Source organism: Mesotoga sp. UBA5825 (assembly GCF_002432955.1).
Lineage (GTDB): Bacteria > Thermotogota > Thermotogae > Petrotogales > Kosmotogaceae > Mesotoga.
Genome location: NZ_DJHG01000075.1, coordinates 1 through 16,585, shown reverse-complemented (window position 1 = coordinate 16,585; position 16,585 = coordinate 1). Strand labels below are relative to the sequence as shown.

The 16,585-nt window shown below is 45.6% G+C and carries 14 protein-coding genes; 7 read left to right on the top strand and 7 right to left on the bottom strand.

From position 1 onward, the window contains the following. The 6 genes from B3N33_RS07520 to B3N33_RS07495 form a co-directional block, all read left to right on the top strand. On the top strand, positions 1–916 hold a 916-nt coding region (locus B3N33_RS07520), incomplete at its 5' end, for a citrate transporter (RefSeq protein WP_292592790.1). 13 nt (positions 917–929) lie between these two features. Continuing rightward, complete coding sequence (locus B3N33_RS07515; RefSeq protein WP_214061254.1) at positions 930–1,106, top strand: hypothetical protein; 177 nt, start codon at positions 930–932, stop codon at positions 1,104–1,106. A gap of 12 nt (positions 1,107–1,118) precedes the next feature. Beyond that, the gene (locus B3N33_RS07510) at positions 1,119–2,312 is read left to right on the top strand and encodes a deacylase (RefSeq protein ID WP_214061253.1); all 1,194 of its coding nucleotides are present in this window, start codon (positions 1,119–1,121) and stop codon (positions 2,310–2,312) included. 53 nt (positions 2,313–2,365) lie between these two features. Beyond that, a complete protein-coding gene (locus B3N33_RS07505) occupies positions 2,366–3,919 on the top strand; it encodes a dipeptidase (RefSeq protein WP_214078398.1) in 1,554 nt (517 codons plus the stop codon). Positions 3,920–4,063: 144 nt separating this feature from the next. Continuing rightward, positions 4,064–5,677: a dipeptidase gene (locus B3N33_RS07500; protein WP_292592789.1), complete on the top strand. Its 1,614-nt coding sequence runs from the start codon at positions 4,064–4,066 to the stop codon at positions 5,675–5,677. Between the two features lie 249 nt (positions 5,678–5,926). Beyond that, on the top strand, positions 5,927–6,199 hold the full coding sequence (locus B3N33_RS07495; protein WP_099830199.1) for a hypothetical protein: 273 nt from the start codon (positions 5,927–5,929) through the stop codon (positions 6,197–6,199). A gap of 70 nt (positions 6,200–6,269) precedes the next feature. Here B3N33_RS07495 and B3N33_RS07490 read toward each other — a convergent pair whose 3' ends face one another. The 4 genes from B3N33_RS07490 to B3N33_RS07475 all read right to left on the bottom strand — a co-directional run bounded on the left by B3N33_RS07490 (position 6,270) and on the right by B3N33_RS07475 (position 12,204). Further along, positions 6,270–8,381: a DEAD/DEAH box helicase gene (locus B3N33_RS07490; protein ID WP_292592787.1), complete on the bottom strand. Its 2,112-nt coding sequence runs from the start codon at positions 8,379–8,381 to the stop codon at positions 6,270–6,272. Further along, entirely contained in the window at positions 8,375–9,568 is a 1,194-nt protein-coding gene (locus B3N33_RS07485; protein ID WP_292590141.1) for a BREX system ATP-binding domain-containing protein, read from the bottom strand. Before B3N33_RS07485 ends, B3N33_RS07490 begins: the two co-directional genes overlap by 7 nt. A 23-nt stretch (positions 9,569–9,591) precedes the next feature. Next, positions 9,592–11,637, bottom strand: a complete 2,046-nt coding sequence (locus tag B3N33_RS07480; RefSeq protein WP_292592786.1) for a hypothetical protein — start codon at positions 11,635–11,637, stop codon at positions 9,592–9,594. Between the two features lie 84 nt (positions 11,638–11,721). Beyond that, on the bottom strand, positions 11,722–12,204 hold the full coding sequence (locus tag B3N33_RS07475) for a hypothetical protein (RefSeq protein ID WP_214061165.1): 483 nt from the start codon (positions 12,202–12,204) through the stop codon (positions 11,722–11,724). Positions 12,205–12,352: 148 nt separating this feature from the next. Between B3N33_RS07475 and B3N33_RS07470 the strand changes: the two genes are divergently transcribed. Then, a complete protein-coding gene (locus B3N33_RS07470; RefSeq protein ID WP_292590139.1) occupies positions 12,353–13,321 on the top strand; it encodes a hypothetical protein in 969 nt (322 codons plus the stop codon). Here the strand turns inward: B3N33_RS07470 and B3N33_RS07465 are convergent. The 3 genes from B3N33_RS07465 to B3N33_RS07455 are packed head-to-tail and all read right to left on the bottom strand — an operon-like array spanning position 13,300 to position 16,409. Further along, entirely contained in the window at positions 13,300–14,151 is an 852-nt protein-coding gene (locus B3N33_RS07465) for a carbohydrate ABC transporter permease (RefSeq protein WP_214061163.1), read from the bottom strand. The two genes, B3N33_RS07470 and B3N33_RS07465, sit on opposite strands and share 22 nt — an antisense overlap. Positions 14,152–14,160: 9 nt before the next feature. Further along, positions 14,161–15,072 (bottom strand): carbohydrate ABC transporter permease, encoded by a 912-nt coding sequence (locus B3N33_RS07460; RefSeq protein ID WP_099830206.1) that lies wholly within the window; start codon positions 15,070–15,072, stop codon positions 14,161–14,163. A 56-nt stretch (positions 15,073–15,128) separates the two neighbouring features. Further along, on the bottom strand, positions 15,129–16,409 hold the full coding sequence (locus B3N33_RS07455; RefSeq protein WP_214078391.1) for an extracellular solute-binding protein: 1,281 nt from the start codon (positions 16,407–16,409) through the stop codon (positions 15,129–15,131). Positions 16,410–16,585: the final 176 nt, after the last annotated feature.

Genomic DNA, 16,585 nt, shown 5'->3' with positions numbered 1-16,585 from the left:
TGTCATGAACTACATGGGTTTTTCCAAAAAGAGAGTTGCTGCCTTCATTTATCTGTTTGCTATGCTTGCAGCAGTCGCTCCGCCAATCAATTTGTGGGCGATGTTGATGGCAGCTCAGGCAAACATGCCATATGTCGGCTTCAATGTTGTTTTGCTGGTGCCGATTGTGGTAATTGCTCTCTTCACGATCGTTTATACGGGGCTGAGCAAAACACCTTCTAGGAAATCAAAAGAAGCGATTCTATCGGAGCTTCCAGAACCACCTGAAGGAATGAACTGGGGAAAGATTTTGTTTCCTTTCGTTGCGTTGATCGTAATAATTCTTCTGATGCAGTATGCTGCGTTCCGCATACCTGTCATTGGACTTCCCCTCACTTTCATGATTTGTGCCTTTGTTTCTGTGATGATGGATCGGGACCGCTGGAAGGTTAAGAGATGGTACGGAGTTATGGTGAAGACTGTAGATCAGGTCTTCCCGCTTCTTGCCACCGTGATAAGTGTCGGCGTTCTTGTTAACATTATGGCTGCAACGGGTGTAAAAGGTCTTCTTGCAATAACTTTCATCACGCTTCCAATGGCATTCATTTATGTTACTGCGCTTATCTTTGCTCCCTTTTCTCAAGGAGCTCTCAGCTATGGAAGTGCGATTATTCTTGGTACACCAATAATATTCCTTTTTAACTCTATGGGTCTAAATGTAACCGTTACCGCTGCAGCCCTCAGCTTTCTATTCCCACTTGGTGATTGCCTGCCTCCTTCCAGAATCGTTGGAAGGCTTACTGTTGAAACGGTGGGATACGAAGGGAGCTACATGTCTTTCTTGAAGGCAATTGCCGTTCCCTGGCTGTTTATGGGCGCAGTTGGATTGCTGATGCTAATCTTCCCAAACCAGCTAAGCTTCCTTGTTGTTTATTGATGGGGGTGAGATGATGCTTGTTTTTCTTGACACAGTGATACATTACTTATACTTCATAATGACCGGCGTTTTTGCCTTTCTTCTTCTTCGAAACCTCTTCAAAAGGGAGAGACGGAAGGGCTGGGTTTACGATATTGTTTATTCGTATGTGATAATGACCTTTATTCTCAGAATAATTGGTATCAAGTGAGGGGTGAGTGATATGAAGAATTCTATTAGCCTTAAAATCCTCTTCCTTGCCCTCTCAGGCATATTGGGTGTTCTCGGCGCGATTGAGTTCTGGGAACTGAGACACTACAAAGAGACGGTTGTTGTCTCGGAGGACTTCACGGAACGAATCATGCTGAGCGAATACCTTCCAAGTCTTAAGGGAACCTGGGGCGATACTCCAATCTACATCTATGATTCCGGCGTTCCTGGAGGTTCGATGCTCATATTGGGTGGGACTCACCCTTACGAACCAATCACGACTGTTGCTGCTTACGTAGTTATGGAGAACATAAAGGTCGAAAGCGGAAAAGTCTATATCATCCCGCATGCAAACATGAGTGCGTCGACACTTGGAATGCTCGGCAATGCTTACCCCAAGTACTTCTCGGTTGAGACGCCGTGGGGTGAGCAGAAGTATAGGATAGGGGATAGAGGAACCAACCCGCTCGATCAATGGCCCGATCCATTCACCTACGTTCATTATCCATCCGGTCAGAACCTCGCTTACCAGGACATTAGAAATCTGAACAGAACTTTCCCTGGTAGACCTGACGGAACGCTGACAGAAAGAATCTCGTTTGCAATAATGGAGCTCTTAAGAAATGAAGAAATCGATATCTTCTTTGATTACCACGAAGCATCCCTGATGTATCCAGTAGTGAGTACATACGTTGCACATGATGACGCAATGGACATCGGAATGATGGCGGCAATGATGCTGAGTGCAACGCAGTTCCCGATGAAGATTGAAGCCTCACCGAAGAACCTTAGGGGCTTGACTCACAGAGAAGTTGGAGATTTCAGCGACACTCTTGCTCTGCTAATGGAGACACCTGAGCCCTTTATCGACAGAGTGGTTGGAAAGATGACAGAAGACCTCATGGTTGAAGGTATCGATGAGTTCCTTCAGACTGCAGCGGAGAAGGGTCTTCTTTACTGCGACTACGATATCAAAGAAGGGTTCCAGGATGCACTGGGAAATACAATCATCGGCGCACCTCTAGACTACAGAGTTGGAAGACATCTTTCCGGAACTCTTGAAGCGATTAACTGGATGAATCAATTCTTCCCGGAAAAGGCAATGAGCGTTTCGTTCCCCGGATACGCTGAAATCATGGAAAACGGTACGGGATACTATCTACATGATCCATCAAAAGCCGATAAATCGAGAGTCTTTGAAAACTGAGATTCTCAAACCACGGTGCCTTCAACGGTTCCGTAAATTCCAAGGGGGTATTTATGAGCATCAAAGCAAGAAAGATTCTGGCCCTGGCAGCGATAATCGTACTAAGTGGATTAACATTCGCCTGCACGATTATAGGGGTGGGCAAAGATGCGATGGCTGACGGTTCTACTGTTATCACACACAACGATGACTCTTCTTCAGCAGACTTCCGTCTGTGGATAATTCCGGCGATGGACTGGCCGGAAGGTTCTATGAGAGATATCGTAATCAACTCACACAACTATATCGATTACGGCAATTATCCTGACGTTGAAGTCGGCGACAGGGGGGTTCTTGTTGGCCAGATCCCCCAAGTGGAGCACACCTACGCGTACTTCCATTCCAGATATTCATTCATTAACGAAATGGGAGTGGCAATGGGAGAATCCACCGCAGGTGGTAGGAGAGAGTTGAGAGATGCCCTAGGTATGATCGACTGCTGGACGGCACAGGATATCGCGCTCGAAAGAGCAACGACTGCAAGAGAGGCCGTACGAATAATGGGAGATCTTGTCGAGGAGTATGGCTGGTATGGTTCGGGCGAGATCATCAATGTAACAGACGGAGAGGAAGTCTGGATCTGCGAGTTCTATGGTCGAGATTTGTGGATAGCCTTAAGGCTTCCCGATGACTGTGTATATGTTGGCGCAAATACGATGAGAATCCGTGACGTCGATTTCGAAGATACCGAGAACGTTATGCATTCTCCGAATATCATCTCTTATGCAGTTGAGCAAGGTTGGTATGATCCTGATTCAGGAGAGCCCTTCAGGCCTGCTGACATCTATGCGCCGCGAACGAGTATGAATATTAGAGAGTGGAGAGCACTGAGCTGGTTTGCTCCTTCACTGGAGCTGGAATATGGTCAGGTACACTATCCACTGTGGGTCAAGCCTGACAGAAAGCTTACCGTTTTTGACATCTTCACAATATCTGGCGACTGGTACGAAGGAACGGAATTCGACCTTACGAAAGGAGTCGGAGCAGGCCCCTTCGGCGATCCATTTGCAAGCTATGTTACTGGCGGAAGGCAAAGAGCGATAGGTATACCGCTGAGCTGCTATATTCAGATCAGTCAGATCAAGAGCTGGCTCCCCCCCGAAATTCGATCGTTGGTATGGTTCGGTTACGGTGCAGGGGGAACTCAGTATCACACACCTCTCTGGCCGTCTATGGAAAGGCTTCCGGAATTCTATCAAAACGGAAGCAGATACGAGATATTCAGAAGAGACTCTGGTTGGTGGACAAGTACTTACGTGCAAGAGATGACAAGACTACGATTCAAGGATGCTATCGTAGATCTCAGAGAGTTTAGAGATCCGAAAATGCACGCAATCTACGAAACTGTGCCTAAGATTCAGGAGTTTGCGGCCTCGGTGTATGAAACCGATCGTGAGGCAGCAATTGCGATAATTAGCGATTATGCATACAACACCGCCGTTGCCTGGCAGACCGATTGGTTGAAGCTTGGTGATACGCTCCTAGGAAAATACACTGCTGACAGAATTAATTTCGGTGGTACGAATTATCCTCAGGAATGGAAAGACGCCCTTGAAGCACTAAGATAATCCTAATTGTGTCGCATAGCCGGAAGTTTCAACCGGCTATGCGCTTTCTTGGCGAGGAGGTGGGAATTGCGCTGAAGAAATTCAGCTAGCAATAGTTCGGAGTACCGAAACACTTATACTTATTAGATGGGGTGATGTTGTTTTATGAAGAAGGCATTTATGATCCTGATTGTTGCACTGATCGGCTTTGGAAGTGCGGCAATGGCATGTACGATACTTGGTGTTGGCAAAGATGCAATGGTTGATGGAACCACCATAATTACGCACAATGATGACTCCACAAGTGCGGATTTCCGTCTTTGGATCATTCCGGCGATGGATTGGCCGGAAGGTTCCATGAGAGACATCGTTCTCGATTCCCACAACTACATCGATTACGGTAACTATCCCGAAGTGAATATTGGAACAAGGGGAACACTTATCGGTCAGATCCCACAGGTCCCCCACACATACCAGTATTTCCATTCCAGATACTCCTTCATGAATGAGAAAGGAGTTGCCGTTAGTGAGTCCACATTTAGTATCGACACAAGCACCGATTACGGCAAGGAAGTAAGAAAGGTTCTCTGGACAGACAGCATGGGAATTATTGATTGCTGGACTGCTCAGGATATCGCTCTTGAGAGAGCTTCCACAGCAAGAGAAGCAGTTAGAATAATGGGAGATCTCGTTGAGCAGTACGGATGGAGTACTGTTGGCGGCGGTGGAGAGACAATGACCGTTGCTGACGGCGAAGAATGCTGGATCGTCGAATTCTATGGAAGAGACCTCTGGGTTGGCGTAAGAATCCCTAGTGATCACTTCACAGTTGCTGCAAACAGAGCAAGGATCATGGAAGTCGATTTCGAAGATACAGAGAACGTGATGGCCTCCCCGAATATCGTTTCTTTTGCAGTTGACCAGGGCTGGTACGATCCCAGTTCAGGTAAGCCCTTCAACATAGCAGAGATCTACGCTCCGAACGACAACCTTTATGCAACTAGAAGAGAGTGGAGAGCATTCGATCTGGTAGCCCCGTCTCTGGGTCTTAGCCCTCACGACGTAAGGTTCCCTCTTTCAGTGAAGCCTGACAGACTGCTTACGGTTCACGACATATTTGTGATTAAGGGCGATTACTATCAGGGAACGGATTACGATCTTACGGTAGGACTTGCTGCCGGACCTTGGGGCGATCCTCTCAGATACGCAAACACAAGTAGAACTGGAACCTGGGAACGAAGCATCAACATGCACAGGACTTGCTACGTCCATATCGGGCAGACAAACTCCGCCTATGCAGACCCGTTCAAGGGAATTGCTTGGTATGGCTACGGTGCACCGGACACAGCTTACATCGTTCCTCTGTGGCCAATCATGAGGGAACTTCCGAAGTTCTACGAAACTGGAAGCAGATATGAAGAGTTCAGAAGAGATTCCGGTTGGTGGGTTAGCTCCTACGTACAGCAAATGGCAGAGCTTCACTATAACCTTGCGATCCAGGATATCAGGAACTACAGAGATCCTAAACTGGAAGTCGTTTACAAGGTCACTCCGAAAGTGCTGGAGCTAGCAACTGAGATGTACGATTCAGATCCTGAAGCAGCGATCGATTTCGTTTCAAACTACGCTTACATGAATGCGGTTGCATGGTTTGAAGAATGGAAGCTTCTTGGTGACAGACTTCTGGGTAACTACGCTCTCGGATATGTCAACTTCAGATCTTCACCGTATCCCGACTGGTGGAACGAAGCTATCGGTTACGGATTCCCCGAGAGATAATTGATTGGGTATCGGAAGCGGCCCTTGCGGCCGCTTCTTTTCATTGCCTATGAGTCTTGAGACGCTTGAGTGTCCTACACTCTTCTTCATCTCAAATGACTACCCGAATAATCAAATCGGCGCTTCCATTTCGACTTTGTTCAAGAAGAATATCGAAATTGGAAATTGGAGCTTCTCACTGTACAAAAAACGTTGGACTTGTGATAACATCTGTCAGTATAGAAGCTGAAGCCGAAAGGAGTGGCAAAGGTGCAAAACATAGAGAAAATCCTTGATCTAGTTGAGGAGCTTTTCGATGAGCTTGAGAATGCAGATGTTCAAGAACTCCATGAAGCGTTGCCTGACATGGAGCAGGACGAAGTGACAGAGTTGAGATCAAGCATTGAGGATTGGATCGACGGTCTTGACGAAATCGTCGCTCGCCTTCCCGAGCTTCAAGCCTCGATTCTCGATCTAAAGGGTGATCTTGAGAGATTGAATGATTCTGTGGTAGAGATGGAAGAGGGTTTTGAGGAAGACTGATAACTACTTCTTGGGGGCTGTGGCCCCTATATCAAACGAATACAGAAAAGAACGGACCAGGGTTACTGGATCACTCTATGACGGCTCCTGCTAGCTCACTCAGAAGCAAAGAGTCAAATAGCCTGTGAATTACGTATTTCACTAGAAGCTCCTTTGGAACGTATCTTTCAAGTTTTTCGCCGAAGAGCTCGTATTGTCTCTTCAGCTCCGAAGGATTGGCCAGGAGAAAGGTAGAGAGAATCCCCGAGACTTCACGAACTTCCAATCTTGAGATAGCGAGAAGCATCTCATGCAGCTCATCAATGTCGACACCTCTTTTTATCACAACACTGTGCCAGTTCGCACTTACCGATTTGAGGCCAGAAACTGCCTTTATACACAGGGATAGAAAGATGTTGGACAAATCGCCCGCAAACGTCTCAATGATCACTCTTTTATTGGATTCTCGAAGGGAAATCAGATTTGGCGAAGCTCTGTGATTGTCAACGAAGTCAAGCAGTATTTGCGAAGCGCCCGGAGAAAGAAGCATTCCATCTGGAATTCTCATTTCAAGGAGAGAAGACCTTATAGCTCTTGCGAACTCCTTCGTCATCAAGGAGCTTCCCCCAAACCACGAGGGCGGTTTGCCACTGCTACCCTTAACTACATGAACGGTCTTCCTGTTTGAGTTGACTTCCTTGACCAAATATGAACGACCGCCGAGCAGAAAACTCATTTCATCATCAGAAGAACTGCTCAGGACGGCCGGGTGAATTTTCCCGATCTCATGTCCGTTGAATATCACAGAGTACTCAAACCCTCCCGGGAAGAGAACTACGAAATCCATCTTTTCCTTCCCGCTGCCGACAATTTCTGCTGTTGAGGCACCTTGTGTTACCGATCTGCCAGTCTTTGCAAGAAAAGCCTCGTCGATCAGGTGCTTCAAAAGAATATTGAAGTCTTCAGTCTCGACTTTTCTGAAAGGGAAGGCTCTCTTAAGTATTGAGAGATCATCATGGTAAAGCGAACCTCTGTTTAGTGTAAGACCGATCAACTGGTGACCCAACAACGGTAAGTGATAATCGCTAGGCTTAAGAGGTTCGACCGAATCTACGGCCAGCATCTGCGATATTCCAAGAAGATTATAAAGACTTTGCGGATCTTCTATGAAGACCGAAACCGATGACTTGTTTCCTTTCCTTCCTGCCCGTCCGGCTCTCTGAAGGAACGAAGCAGTTGATGGTGGGATCTCCAGGAAGATCACTCTATCAATATCACCAATATCGATACCCATTTCCAGAGTTGAGGTTGCGACTATGGCCCTCAGCTTTCTGTCCTTCTTAAATTCCTCTTCGATTTCTACTCGCAAAGACTTGGACACAGAGCTGTGGTGGACCGGGGTGTCTATATCTATCGATCTCGCTTGTGCTGCAAACTCCTCTGCCTTAGACCTTGAGTAAGAAAAGACGAGTACTTTATCGTTAGTTTCCGTAAGAAGCTTTTCAAGATATTTAGCGGGAGAGATTTCTTTCTCGGTAAGAACCTCGATTGTTCTTTTGTTTCTCTTCTCATCTACCACCAATTCCGATTCTCTGTCTGAACTTCCGTTTAGCCATTCTAGCAGCAGTTCTGGGTTCCCAACCGTTGCCGACATCGCGATTCTCTGTTGATCAATGCCGGAGAGTATCTTGATTCTCTCCATCAGAGAGGCGAGTTGAGCTCCTCTTGGAGAGTCAATGAAGGCATGGACCTCGTCAATGATTATAAACTCGAGACAAGAAAGCAGTTCTCTGTTGTCACTCAAGAAGATTCCCTCAACTGACTCAGGAGTTGTTACAAGAACTGAAGCTTCCTTTGCCACGGTGAGCTTCTCCGACTGTGTGAGGTCTCCATGCCATTTCCCGACAGTTAGCCCGAAAGGTCTCAACATCAGCTCAAGACGAGATGAAACGTCGTTGATTAATGATTTTAGAGGAGCTAAGTAGATGCATTTCAGTCCCGCAGAGATTTCGAGAAGTCTGTTGACCACCGGTATCATTACGGCTTCTGTTTTTCCTGATGCAGTTCCGGCTATCAGTAACAGATTCTTCCCATCAAGAATAGGAGGAATTGTTCTGTTCTGGATCTCCCTCAAGCTTTGCCAGCGATATCTGTATGAGAACAAGTCGATTAGTCTCTGATTAAGTCTTGGATCGACTACCACAAGTTATCAGCAGCCTTTACAGAGTCGGTATTCCCGATCGTGTCTGTCTCATTCCCTAGTCTTGAAGAGTCTAGAAGTTCGACAGTAAGCTTGGTGACTTCCCTAACAGACGGTCTGAGCTTTCCGTCAATTCCAGTGTATTGTTTCATTAGAGTCTCAAGAGTCTTCTCTTCGAAAGAGGAGTCTGCAGCATATGAGTAGCAACTTGAGTAGAGCGATTTTATTCTTCTGATCAGTTTTCTTAAGTCCTCTTTACTTAAGGGATCAAGGTTAAGGATAACTGTCTTTCCGCTGCTGTCACCTGATATGTTTTTCATTCTGTCATAGAGTGCATGATAAGAGGCTATGCCTCTATGTTTGTTCTCAAACCATGCGTCCGTTCCTAACCAAAGAAAATAACTCTTTTGAAGAAAACCAGAAGACATCTTGTCGATTATTTCCCTTAACTGGTTGAAAGTCCTATCCCTTACGTCTCTCCTTCTGTTCATAGTTGCTTCAAGCTCGTCCATGATCACAACTAGTCCTGGAACCTGCAAAGTGTCCATTAGCGATGTGAAAGACCTCAAGAAGTTCCAGCCGTCGTCTTGCAAAAAGTGGTATATTCCGTGCTTCTTCATGGTTCTTCTGTCGACGTTGTCTCCTACCAGGTAGGCGTAAAACTCTTCGCCGGGAGCTCCTTTCCCAGCGCTCGCAACATAAGCCGCGCAGAAATGAGAGAACATTCCATTGGGATCGTAATTGTCACGGGTAGATAGATACTCCCTCACATTACTAACATCATCACTTGCTATTTTCAGTTCTTCGAGTTCAGCGAGTGTTTTCTCTGCCCAGGCCCTAAGGAATATCTTAAGTGGATTGCCGTTGATACCGACCATTGACATATTCTTCATGATAGACCTGAAGAACTCATCCTGTTTGTGAAGGGTGTCATAGTCCTTTTCGGAAAGGCAAGATATCATCATTCCTCTTTCTCTGGAGACATATTCGGCATATCTTGCGAGGGTAGTCTTGCCCAGACCGTATTCGCCTAGAAAGACTCTGACTTTGCTCTTTCCGGTGAGGACATAATCTATGTCGCTTTCAATTTCCTGAGTGTATCTTTCTCGACCCGTTACAATTTCCTTAACATAATCGACGGGAACCGCCGTTCCGGCTCTTATCGCCTCAAACATGGGATGGTAATCCACTGATATCTCCTTTCAACTTTCCATCATTCTTCTGAAGCGAATCTCGCTCTAAGCAAATCCCTCGTTTCTTCATCGAAATTCGTTCCCCAAACAAGCTTCGGTACATCGCCGCTAATCACTTCTATAAGAGGCTTTCCCCCACTTGTTATCTTGGGCGCGACAACGAAAACGCTCCAGAACGTCAATCCCAGCTCCTGAAGAGTGAACTCTCTCTCGGGCTCAGATGAGAGAATCCTGAAGACGGTCTTCCTTGCCTTTCCAGCAAGGGATTCAATCTTTTCTTCCAGTTCTTTAAATCCATCTCTCTCTTCGGGCATTTCTGGAAGGTTCACACGACCCAATTCAGCCGTATCCAGCTCTGGAAAGCAATAGTTCCATTCGATTTCGTTCATCCGCTTAACCGACCATTCAAGTTCATAGTGGAGAGAATTGATCTTCTCCAGCAAGTCTGCGGATATCGGCTTATTCTTTGTTTCCGGTACTTCAGGTCCCTCAGATTCTTCTTCGGCGTCTTCTTCGATAAGCCTTTCTATGATTAGATCCTCTACCGTCTTCTGATCCTTGTCTTCGGCGTTACTCTCGCTCTGATACTCCGAACGATTCTTCTGCTTCGCTTTTAGTGACGCTGGAAGACCGTTTTGTGGGTATTCCTTCCACGTAGACATAACCCTTGCCTCTCTCAAGAACTCTATGAATGTTCTTGCGCTCTCTTCTTTCGCAAAGAAAAGTTTAATTAGGGGTACTCCAAAACCTGTAGCAGAAACGGTGACAACATAATAATTGAAGCACTCGATCCTTTCATTGTTCTTCGCTTCCTTATCCGGTCCGCCTCCAGGGAGAAGGTATTTCCAGGTATATCCGACGAACAAAGCATCCTTGCTGTCGAGAAAAGCTTCTCTCGAGAGTTTTAGCTCTTCCAGCTGTGTTCTTATCGAGTTGAATGGAAAGTTTCTCCCGCCCTTCATGAGTCCCAACGATGAGACAGTGAGCTCGTCAATAGAGCAAAGGACGTAGACGCCACCGCTTTCTTCTGCCTTTATTATGCGGAACTCGCTTCTTCTTGCAGAATACCTCATTGTTTCTCCAGCGTGAGCCAGCGGCTCTTTTATCTGTCGCTCCTCGACGATTGTCCAGCAAGCCCAACCAGCCATCGACTTCTGGAATGACGGCAAGATCCTCGCACTTATCTTTTCGAAGTACCACTTTCTTGCTTCTTCCCAATGGCTTTGGCATAGACCATATTCGGTTCTTGCCTCTTTTATTCCTTCTAACCATGTAGCAAGCGTACCGTGTTTTCGAATTCCCCTTTCCAAGAAGGCTATGAAGAGATTGTCTGGCACTGTCAACCATTTCATGAAGGTTGAACAGTATCGTTTAATTTCCCTAATTATTGTCTCAAGCCTTGATAATTGTATCTCTACACTACTTTCGTCGTATTCACCAACGGCGAGTTTGATCTGATTGTCGAGGAATCTGAAAACCCCTTCTTCAGTCGGGGGGAATTTCGCGAGAAAATCTACGAGATCCGACTCGATCAACGGTAGTAGAGTTGTATCAAGGCCGAATACACTTGAAACAAACTCGCTTAGGGGAAGGTTCACTCCGAATTGCTCTGCCCTTCTACGTACCTTCTCGTATAGAATTTTGAGATCCCTTAACCCTGTAACGAATGAGTCTGATTGATTCACAATTCTATTGGCGTAATGAACGACTATTCTCTCCAAAATCTGAGGTGCTTCTTTGAAGAAATCCAGGAAGCTCATGAAGCTCTCCTCGAAAACCGGACGTTCTGTTGCCGCCAGGACAAGCGTCTCAACGAGGGCAACTGTACTCTCAGATGATGCTGAGATAAGCTGACCTTCGATGCTTCTGTATATGAAAGCGTACTTAGTATCAAACAATCTCTTGAAAAGTGTTGCAACCATTGGTGTCTTGAGAGATATCAGAGCAGCGTTTGAGGTCTCAATAAGTGGTATCCAGCTCTTACCCTCAAGACTCTCGTTTGCTTTCTCAATAACGTCTTCAGAAGACAAAAAAGTAATGAATTCCCGATGTCGAGAATCAGACAAGATATATCCCTCACTTAAAGTAGCTTCCAAATTGATTATACTACACTTAATGAAGGCGATTTGCAGCTTCCGGAAAACACCGAATCAGCGCTCGATCTCCAGGTCTATCAGCTCGGCGAGATCCAATAATCTTTCGGCAATAAGCGCTCTATTTTGGCAAGCTCTCAGAAATCTTTGATCCAGCCTGAGGGAGGGAAGAGTTTCCCCGGCTTTTTCCAGTCTTGAGATCGCAAGAAGAAGGTAAGCTCCATCGATGAGTTTTCTGATCATGACAGACAGTCGCTCTTCTGTTTTCTCACAGGCGGCTCTCTCAATATCAGCGAAAAGGAAGTTAATAGACTCCAGAATCACTTTGAAGGAGAAAAGCAAAATGTCTTCTTTTGTTTCTAGAGGAAGAGCTTCCAACCTCCTGAGTTCTGTTATCGCCTCTGCAACTGCAAGCCTTGACTGTGAGGGATCTTCCAGGTATCTCTCAAGTTTGTCCACCGTTATTCCGAAAAGATCTGCAATTTGATCGGCGCTTCGTCCTTCGGAGATGATCTTTCGCAGAAATTCCTTCTTACCCATATAATCACCTCTCTTCAATTATATATCCTATCGTCTCTGAGGTTAAGCGTCATTATCAAGAGGGCGAAGTGATCTCGTGAATGCTAGTGTTCGCAATTGAAAGTGTTTTTCTCCAGAAACGTACTAGAATTTAACTGGAGGTGGTGCTATGAAAAGAAGTATTCCTCTACTGGCAATTATCATTATTAGTTCATGTCTTTGCTCAACAACTTTCTACTTCGGAATGGGATTCGGCGGGCTTGTAGAAGTATCACTAAACGACTACGAATGGAAGGTTCGGATTCTTCCAGTTCCTTCTTTGTCTAGTGGAGGAGTCTTCGCCGGCGGTCTGATCTTCAATGTACTAAGAGATAGAGGATTTGCGGTGCTGCCAGCCAATCAGCAAGAGAAGTTGAGTGTAGTTGATACTTTTCACTGCGAAGCAATAGATGTAGATATTGAGAGACTGGAGGTGTTCGTTGCAGATGGAACGCTTGGCTTGAAAGTCTTCAAATTCTATGGACCGCTCTTCTATAGGCATGTCCAAACCATCCCGTTGAAGGGGTGGACAAACTCAGTGTCGTACTGCAATGATTATGTTCTGGTCGGCAGTGAACTCGATGGACTGTTTGTTGTGAGAAGAGGTGATAGCGGATTTGAGCTGATTGATCAGATTCATCCGCGTTATATTAACGATTTGGAAAGTGGATTGACCATTAATGCGGTTGCCGTATACAAAGGAGCATTCTACGTTGCTGCTGCTAATAAAGGCGTTCTGATATTCGAGATAGGCACGTTCGGTCTGGAAGAAAGACAAGGGATTCCTGTTGGTTACGCTATGGATGTTGCAGTTCTTGATGGAGAAGTCTTCGTCGTTGACTCTTTGGGAAGCAGGATTCTAATATATGACGAGAGCGACCACACCCTGAAGGAGAGTCTGGAAGTTGAAAGACCCTTGAGAGAGTTAGTGCCGATATTTGACTGGCGGCAGGGCAGAAAGCTTCTTTTGTGCCGGTTTGATGATTCCGTTTCCGTCATTGATAAAGAAACCTTTCAGGAAGTGTTCTCCCTGAAAGGCTCGTTCTTTGGAATAATCGAACCAAGATACCTCTTCGGTTATCCCTTTCGCGAAGAATGAAGTGAAGCACCACTGACGAAATATTTGGACAGCGCCAGGAAGAGAACAAGGATTGGAATGCTTGCTATGACTGCAGCGGCCATCATCGCACCTTCATTTGTGTGCTTTTCCGTTGCGAACTTGACGATGTAAAGGGGAATGGTCTTCATTTCCTCGCTTTGCGAAATCAATAGCGGCCATAGAAGATTATCCCACTGGGTTCTGAATGTTAGAATTGCCAGAGTCGCGATAGCCGGCGCGCTGTTGGGGAGTATTATTCTCAAGAAGATGCTGAATTCACCGGAACCGTCGATTCTTGCGGCATCAATTATCTCGTCTGGAAACGTGATAAGGTATTGTCTCATCAAAAAGATGCCGAACGCGTTCATTAGAAATGGAAGGATCAGTCCTATATAGGAGTTTTGAATCTTCAGTGATGTGGCTACCAGATAGAGAGGAATCATGATGGCTTCAAAGGGGATCATCATTGTGGCCATTATCAGCAGAAAGACAAGATTTCGACCCCTGAAAGGGAACTTCGCCAATCCATATCCTGTGAGGGCGGAAAGAAAAACGGTAGAAATCGATACTACCCCGGCTACGATGAAAGAGTTAAGAATATTTCTAGGAAAAATGAAACTCCCATCGTTTCCCCTCAAGGCCTGCCAGTAATTCTGCCAGTAGAGATCTTTGGGTATCCACGGATAAGGCATCTTAAGGATATCTCTCGATGGCATGAGAGATGCGGTAAACATGAATATAATCGGTGCAAGGATTACAATGGCGGTTAGAATCAGGAAGGCCCAAATCAAGACATCGACGATAAATGATTGCTTCTTAATGGTCTTCATCAGCACCCCCTAATAATCGACTTCTCCGCCCGATCGGCTTACCCTAAACTGAATCCAGGTGAAGAATAGCATAATAGCGAATAGCAAAACGCTCATAGCGCTTGCCCTACCTATGTTGTGATCTCTTATTGCTGTGTTGTAAATGTTCAATGTAATGACGTTGATCGGTTCAGTAGGGGCTCCTGATTGGGTGAAAAGGTACTGCGTGCTGAACGTCTTGAGACATTGCAGCATCGACATTATCGACACTAAAACAGTTGTAGGTTTCAGCAAGGGGAGAGTAATGTGCCAGAAGTCTTTCCAGCCATTGGCACCGTCTATTTGAGCTGCTTCGTGCATACTCTGCGGAATACTTGCGAGCCCCGTTATATAAATGATTGTGAAGTAACCGATATATTTCCAGAAATAGACAAGTATTGTGGATAATCTTACCATACCTGCAGTTGCTAGCCACTTGTAGTCTTTCCCCACGGTTCCTAACAACGTGTTCATTGTTGTGTTGGCCAGACCCCTTGGATCGAAAATCAGCAACCAGATCGCTGCTGAGACCACAGAAGAGAGAACGGCCGGAGAGTAGAACGCCATTTGGAAGAATTTCTGAAATCTTCGCCTTGACATTATCAAAACTGCAAGAAGAAGACTGAATACAACAATGGGAATGAATGTGCCTAAAGTGAAAATGAATGTTGCTTTCACCGAGTTCCAGAAGTCTGGGGATTTCAGCAGGTACTCGTAATTTGAAAAACCGATAAATGTTGGTGGACGAAGATCAAGTAGTCTCTTTCTGAAGAGGCTCGTATAAAAAGCATTTATGATTGGGTAGAACGAAAAAACAGCAAAGAAAGCCAGCGATGGTAAAACAAAGAACCAGCCCCACCTTGCCTTTTTGTGCTCTATACCCCGATTGAAGATATGTCTCAAAGGTAAGGCTCACCCCTTTCGATATTAATATGCTCGCCTTTCGGCGGGCGAATTGTCTAGTATTGATCGTCCAAGACTTCTTGAACCTTTCTGCGAAGAGTGTTGAGTGCGTTTTGGGAACTTGTCCCGCTTAGCATAACGGATTCAACAGCTTCCTTAATCAACGACTGGATCTTCGCGGAGCTTTCGGAGAAGTAAACGACAGTTGACTTTTCAAGGTCTGAGATGAAGACATCTGAGTACGGATAGTTCTTGAAAGTCTCTGATTCGAGAAGTTCGTTTGTTGGAATTATTATCGCTACCTTTTCGAGGTATTCCTCTGCGTGGCTTAGCATGTATGATATGAACTTCCACGCCATTTCTTGGTTCTCCTTAGGTTTCTGGGAGTTAACCATGTAGTAATGTCCATAGTAGTGAGCCGGAACGTGATTCACAGCGTTTTCAAATTGTGGGAAGGGGACAACCATGAATTCGCCGCTTTCATAGAACTCAGGATTGTCTGCCTTTATTCTAGCTATCTGATAAAGCCCTGATGTACACATTCCAATGTCGTTGTTGTCCATATTGAAAAGACTTCTTGCGTTTTTATACGTGGGCGACCCGAGATTTCGCCCATTTGGGCCCCAGGCGGCCATATAATCGAGGAACTTGAGCCAAGCTTCATCGTTAATGATTGCAGTCTTCCCATCGTCGCTTACAAGTTTTCCTCCCATCTGTTCAACCAGAGGCATGAATGCAACGAGATAATACGGATATCTGAAGTCGAAACCTCGGCGGGTGATAATCTCACCCTCTCTTATCGTTAGTTTCTCGGAGACATCCATCATCTCTTCCCAAGTCTTAGGATAGTCGACCTCGGGGTCGAGACCAGCATCTCTGAAGACTTTCTTGTTCAGGAATATACACCAGTTGGTTATTTCGAGAGGCAGCCCGTATATCTCGCCCTCATATGTTACTGGAGCGAGAGTTCCAGGTAGATATGATGCTAAAAGACCTTCTTTATCTGTGTAACCAGCTGCTTCGTAATTTACTGGAGCTACTCTACCATTAACAATATAGGCGAACTCATCTTCTACTGACATATTGAAGATGTCTGGGCCCTGGTTGGCTGCGAACGCGGTCAGAATGAGTTCCTGGATTTTCGTCGAAGATTGGGTAACCCTTTTAATAACTACATTGGGGTACATCTCCTGAAATTCCCGGATGAAACGTTCTTCAAGTGGAGTTCTGTTCGGATCTTCATGAGTCCAGAACTCCAGAACGATTGTGTTGGCGATCAGTGCGGACATAGTCAGAAGAAAAGACAGGATTAGCACGAAAAGAAAACGCCTATTCATCGAAAAACACCTCCCCATAGAATTGGAGCAACTGCTCCTGATAAAATAATACAACTTTGATGCATAAATACGAAGCTTATTTTGACTGGATCTAGGCTATTAGGAATCCTTCTTGCAGAGAAAATGACCGGAGTGTGCCAAGAAGGTGAAGAAGGAAACTTCAAGCCATGCTTAAT